Annotated in this window: 5 protein-coding genes; 2 read left to right on the forward strand and 3 right to left on the reverse strand. The window is 43.7% G+C overall.

Annotated features, from left to right (window positions below):
* Positions 1-158: 158 nt before the first annotated feature.
* The 3 genes from mltC to mutY all read right to left on the reverse strand — a co-directional run bounded on the left by mltC (position 159) and on the right by mutY (position 2,721).
* The gene (mltC, locus tag ACED53_RS21530) at positions 159-1,292 is read right to left on the reverse strand and encodes a membrane-bound lytic murein transglycosylase MltC (RefSeq protein ID WP_017101451.1); all 1,134 of its coding nucleotides are present in this window, start codon (positions 1,290-1,292) and stop codon (positions 159-161) included.
* Between the two features lie 69 nt (positions 1,293-1,361).
* Positions 1,362-1,634, reverse strand: coding sequence for an oxidative damage protection protein (locus tag ACED53_RS21535; protein WP_010435637.1), 273 nt, complete (start codon positions 1,632-1,634; stop codon positions 1,362-1,364).
* 28 nt (positions 1,635-1,662) lie between these two features.
* The gene (mutY, locus tag ACED53_RS21540; RefSeq protein WP_017101450.1) at positions 1,663-2,721 is read right to left on the reverse strand and encodes an A/G-specific adenine glycosylase; all 1,059 of its coding nucleotides are present in this window, start codon (positions 2,719-2,721) and stop codon (positions 1,663-1,665) included.
* Between the two features lie 165 nt (positions 2,722-2,886).
* Between mutY and trmB the strand changes: the two genes are divergently transcribed.
* Both trmB and glsB read left to right on the forward strand, forming a co-directional pair.
* Positions 2,887-3,606: a tRNA (guanosine(46)-N7)-methyltransferase TrmB gene (trmB, locus tag ACED53_RS21545; RefSeq protein ID WP_029225544.1), complete on the forward strand. Its 720-nt coding sequence runs from the start codon at positions 2,887-2,889 to the stop codon at positions 3,604-3,606.
* A gap of 185 nt (positions 3,607-3,791) precedes the next feature.
* Positions 3,792-4,712 (forward strand): glutaminase B, encoded by a 921-nt coding sequence (gene glsB, locus ACED53_RS21550; protein ID WP_009847707.1) that lies wholly within the window; start codon positions 3,792-3,794, stop codon positions 4,710-4,712.
* The last annotated feature ends 110 nt before the right edge of the window (positions 4,713-4,822 follow it).

Below are 4,822 nucleotides of genomic sequence, written 5' to 3' on the forward strand. Positions count from 1 at the left end.
AACCACCGACACGAGGATTTTCAATCCTCTGCTCTACCGACTGAGCTATCCGGGCAACGGAGCGCTATTAAACGGATTTTCTGCATAACCGTCAACACCTTTTTTGAAAATAACTAAAAAAAACGTTCGTTAGTTGTTTTTTTATTCAAAAGTGAGGCTTACGTTTTACCTTGGTTAAAATCTTTCTTGAATTTTGTTACTTTCTCTAAGTATCGGCGCGACTCTTTATTGGGATGTTTCGTTGTTAGTGCCCAGTAAGCTTGACTCGGTTGCAATGAATTTAAGTCACGCATTGCTCGCTTTCTATCCTTACTGAAAGTATTGAGCACGCCACCAGTGCCGCCGTTGTATGCTGAGATCATACTGTACTCAAGCGTGGTTGGGTGTTTTACGTCTTTTAAATAACGATTTTTAAGGATGTAAAAGTATGCGGTGCCTGCATCAATGTTGTTTTCTGGATTGAATAAGTACTCAGGACTTGGTTCTCCAGGTTTCTTTTTAACGAGCTTAAAGACATCTCGGCCAGCGGTTTTAGGTACCACCTGCATAAGACCATAAGCATTTGCCCAGCTCACCGCGTAAGGATTGAAGCTGCTTTCTGTCTTGATGATTGCATAGATCAAGTCTTCAGGGATGTCATAGCGTTGAGATGCTCGTTGTACTATGTCGGCATACTTATAACTACGTTTGCTCGCATGATCTGCCACCATTGGGATTTCGACGTAGTATGCTTTTTTAAAGTCTACCTCTTTGTTTTTTAGGTTATTGGCGATCAGGTAATCTGCGAATTTGTTAGCACGCCATGTCCATTGGATGGGCTTTTTCTCTTGGTCTACGACTTGGTTGTAGAGGAAAGGTTGACCTTCTAGCTTTATGCTTTTGGACGAAAATAGATCGACATGAGCTGGATCATCGGGTGTCAGGAGCGTCGTCATGATCGCATTTTTGAGGTGCTTTTTAGGATCTGTTAAGGAGACGGTTTCTACCGTTATGATACCTTGACTGAAGTTAACTTCTGAACGGCTTAGATAATTGTCTATGTATTTCACATAGTTACTCTTACCTGCCATCTTTACTTCACTGCTGCCCCAGCGCTTTTGGATATTGCCTGAAAAGCTACTAATCAAAGCATCCAACGCCCCAGTATCTTTTTCAAATTGCCCTGGTAGTTCTGCCAAATTACTTACAAACCGGTTGGTTGGTTCGTAGTTAACATCATAAATGCTTTCGACAAATTCACGACTGCACCCTGTTAACAACATGGCTGTTAGGAAGTAACTTAGCTTTTTCATAGTTCCTCATACAAAAATGACATCGCGGCGTAAACCATGATGTCATTAAAATTTATTTTAATAAATGTCTTATTCGCTAGGCGGGGTATAGCCATCAATAACGACATCTTTACCTTCGAAAAGGAAGTTAACCATCTCAGTTTCAAGAAGTTTACGATGCTCAGGATCCATCATGTTCAGCTTCTTTTCATTGATAAGCATAGTTTGCTTACTTTGCCATTGTCCCCAAGCTTCTTTAGATACGTTGTCAAAGATACGCTTACCTAGGTCACCCGGGTAAAGTTGAAAATCTAGGCCTTCAGCATCTTTTTGAAGGCGAGCACAAAATACAGTGCGGCTCATAGTGGTTCCTCTTATCGCGTTCGTTGATTCAAACGTCGTTCAGTTCAAAGGGTAGGCTCTCAATAAGCTGCTTTACAGGAGCGGCTAGGCCAATTTCTTCCGGTTTTGATAAGTTATACCAGAGACCTTTAGTCCCTTCCATTATCAAATCTGGTTGTTTATCTAATTTTACTAATACAGGCGTGATATCTAAGTGGTAGTGGCTGAAAGTATGTCGAAACGCAATCATGGTCTTGATCGAATCGGTTTCATTGTCTTTGATCGAACGAAGGTCTAACTGATGTTCGATCTCTGCGTTTTCATTTTGAGGGAAACAGAATAGTCCTCCCCAGATACCAGATTGAGGGCGTTGTTCGAGCCATACTTGATTGTTGTGGTACAGAATCACAAACCATGTTTCTTTTATCGGCTTTTCTTTCTTGGGCTTCTTGCCAGGGAAATCGAGTTGTCTATCGAGCTTCTTAGCTTCACACATGCTTTCAATCGGGCATAACGTACATTTGGGTTTGCTACGAGTACAAACCATCGCACCCATGTCCATCATGGCTTGATTGTACTTATCAACATCTTGATTGGGAGTGTGTGCTTCTGCGTGTTCCCAAAGCTGGTTCTCGACTTTCTTTTGCCCCGGCCAACCTTCTACTGCAAAGCTTCTCGCTAAGGTGCGTTTGACGTTGCCATCAAGAATCGCATGAGGGAGTTTATGCACAGAGGACAACACTGCAGCGGCAGTAGAGCGTCCAATACCCGGTAGCGCGTTCATTTCTTCGATAGAAAGCGGAAATTCACCATCATATTGCTCAGCAACGATCTTGGCTGCTTTATGTAAGTTACGAGCTCGCGCGTAATAGCCAAGCCCTGTCCATAAGTGCAGCACCTCATCTTGTTCGGCGTTCGCTAGGTCAATAACCGTTGGAAAGCGTTCTAAAAATCGCTGGTAGTATGGAATCACCGTGGCCACTTGAGTCTGCTGAAGCATGATTTCAGATAGCCAAACGGTGTAGGCGGTTTTGTTTTGTTGCCAAGGTAATTCTTTGCGCCCAAAGGCGTCATACCACTTTAATATGGCGGTTGCGAAAGGAGTCACGTCATGCTCTATGCTTTGCTATTATTAGGAGTGAAATTGCACCACACTTACGGTTGGATGTAAAACAGACAAATTGTGTGGGAATTTATCCACGGAAAGACTTGCACCGGAGGCAATTCTTTGGATAATCCCCGCTTTGATTAATCAATGTGCAGGCAAAAATCAATGAGTGAAGTGACCACTAACGAATATACTGAAGACGGCAAACTGGTTCGTAAGATCCGTAGTTTTGTTCGCCGCGAAGGCCGCTTAACAAAAGGCCAAGAAAACGCGATGAACGAATGTTGGCCAACAATGGGTATCGACTACAACCCAGAACTTCTTAATTGGAAAGAAGTGTTTGGCAACGACAACCCTGTTGTACTAGAAATTGGCTTCGGTATGGGTGCATCACTGGTTGAAATGGCAAAGAATGCGCCTGAGAAAAACTTCTTAGGTATTGAAGTTCACAGCCCAGGTGTTGGTGCGTGTTTAGGTACAGCTCGCGATGCTGGCGTAACTAACCTGCGTGTGATGTGTCACGATGCAGTAGAAGTATTTGAACACATGATCCCAGACAGCAGCCTGCATACACTGCAACTGTTCTTCCCTGACCCATGGCATAAAGCTCGTCACCACAAACGTCGTATCGTTAAGGCTGAGTTTGCAGAGATGGTTCGCGGTAAGCTGCAACTTGATACTGGTATTTTCCACATGGCAACAGACTGGGAAAACTACGCAGAACATATGATTGAAGTGATGAACGTAGCTCCAGGTTTCGATAATATCGCTGAAGATGGTGATTACATTCCTCGTCCAGACGAGCGTCCACTGACTAAGTTTGAAGCTCGTGGCCACCGTTTAGGTCATGGTGTTTGGGACATTAAGTTCAAGCGTACTAAGTAATTCCGAATCAAATTAAGTGAAGGTGAATCCGACTTAGGATTAACCCCTACACTTTATGGGATTGATAAAAGCCAACATTATTGTAGTGTTGGCTTTTTTGTCCTTAGGCTTTTTTACGATAAAGGTTTAAGGACAGAAAGTAATGTCACACCCCCTACAAAAATAACAATAAGAAGTAAGCTCACATGAAACCAACTCAAGCTATTTTGGCCGAGATTTTAGATGAAGTTCGCCCTTTAATTGGTCAGGGAAAGGTCGCCGATTATATTCCTGCATTGGCTCGTGTATCGAACCAGAAACTGGCGATTGCGGTATACACCAATGAAGGTGAAGTTATTCAAGCTGGCGATGCCGATGAAGCCTTTTCCGTGCAATCAATCTCTAAAGCTTTAAGCCTGACGTTGGCGATGGTGTTGTATAAGCCGGAAGAAATTTGGCAACGCGTTGGAAAGGAGCCTTCAGGACAAGCCTTTAACTCGATGATTCAGCTTGAGATGGAACACGGCATCCCTCGTAACCCGTTTATTAATGCTGGCGCGATTGTCGTTGCCGATTTATTACAAAGCCGTCTATCAGCACCAAGACACCGTTTATTAGAATTTGTCCGTCAGCTATCAGGTGATACACATATCGTGTATGACAAGGTTGTGGCGGCTTCTGAGATGATGCACAGCGATCGTAATGCTGCTATCGCTTATTTGATGCGTTCGTTTGGTAATTTTGAGAATGATGTTATCCCCGTACTGAATAACTACTTCCATGCTTGTGCGCTTAAAATGACCTGTGTGGACTTGGCGAAAACCTTTAGCTATTTGGCGAACAAAGGTGTGTCGGTTCAGACCAAGAAAGAGATCATCACGCCAGTTCAAACCAAACAGCTGAATGCTTTGCTTGCAACATGTGGTTTGTACGATGGGGCGGGAGAGTTTGCTTATCGTGTTGGTATGCCAGGAAAGTCTGGTGTCGGTGGCGGGATTATAGCAATTGTTCCTGGCGAAATGACGATCGCGGTGTGGTCTCCAGAACTGGACGCGTCGGGTAATTCACTGGCGGGAACTCAGGCTTTAGAATTGCTCTCTGAGCGTATTGGACGTTCTATTTTTTAGAAGAAAGATGCGAGCACGGACTTCGTCCTATAGAGCGCTTCGCTTCGAGAAAGATTTTTACAATAAAAAGGGTTGACCCTAAAGCCAACCCTTATGCAATACTTCTCGAA

The sequence above is a fragment of the Vibrio sp. 1F169 genome, assembly GCF_041439605.1.
GTDB lineage: Bacteria > Pseudomonadota > Gammaproteobacteria > Enterobacterales > Vibrionaceae > Vibrio > Vibrio tasmaniensis_A.